The following is a 913-nucleotide window of genomic DNA, read 5'->3' on the forward strand; positions in this document are numbered from 1 at the left end:
TTATTAAGTATCTCGTTTTATCATTGTTATTAGGACTTATTTTTTCACTACTAATTAGTGAATACATAATGAAAAGCGGAATGGGGTGGTTATATGGGGTAGTAATTGCTCAGTTATTATTTGTTTACCCTGTTTACCTTAATTTTTCCGAAAAAAGTGATAATCCTTTACGCGCTTTAAAGGGGAAATTGAATAATGTTTATTGTAAAAAAATTCTTGTGTTTATCATTCCTATAACAATTACTCTTTTTTTACAATGGGGGCAGAATTCCTCGTATCGAATAATTATTGGTGATAAATACTCCGTTGAAATATTAGCGTCAATTGCAGTTGGCTTTTCTGTGTCTGGGGCTATTTTTAATGCTGTTTCAAGTTTGGCTGTACAATATTTTAACCCTATATATTTAAGAAAAATTACTAACTCGACTAAAAAATGTCGAGTGCAAGCATGGAATGAACTTGCAGATGTCATGCTTCCTATCTATATGTGCCTAATGATATTTGTAATTTGTTTGTCGCCATATTTACTTGATATTTTGGTTGCAGAGAAATTTAAACACGTTTATTTATTTGTTGCTTTGGGAGCTGTAATTGAATATTTTAGAGTTAGTTCAAATGTCGTATATATGGTGTCACAGTCTGAAGTCAGAACTACATCAACTATATTGCCATATATGGTTGGTTTTATAGCTAGTATTTTACCCTTATACTTTACAGATCTAACTGGAAATTTGTGGTTAATTGGCGTGGTTTTAAGCTTTTCGTATAGCCTTATTTTTACTCTTCTTTATCTTAATATGAAAAAAATATTACCCGTGAGAATCAATGTCAATCCAACTTTCAAAAGTCTCTTATTATCTACGCCGTTTATTCTTATTCCTCTAATGAGACTACCAGCGTCATGGTTTATATC

General features: G+C 31.3%; 1 protein-coding gene. It reads left to right on the plus strand.

Annotated elements, in window-relative coordinates:
* Positions 1-68 precede the first annotated feature (68 nt).
* Positions 69-913, plus strand: an 845-nt coding sequence (locus tag KSO91_RS17390) for a polysaccharide biosynthesis protein (RefSeq protein WP_238744273.1), incomplete at its 3' end; no start/stop codon positions are given.

The organism is Psychromonas antarctica (assembly GCF_022267535.1).
Classification (GTDB): Bacteria; Pseudomonadota; Gammaproteobacteria; order Enterobacterales; family Psychromonadaceae; genus Psychromonas; species Psychromonas antarctica.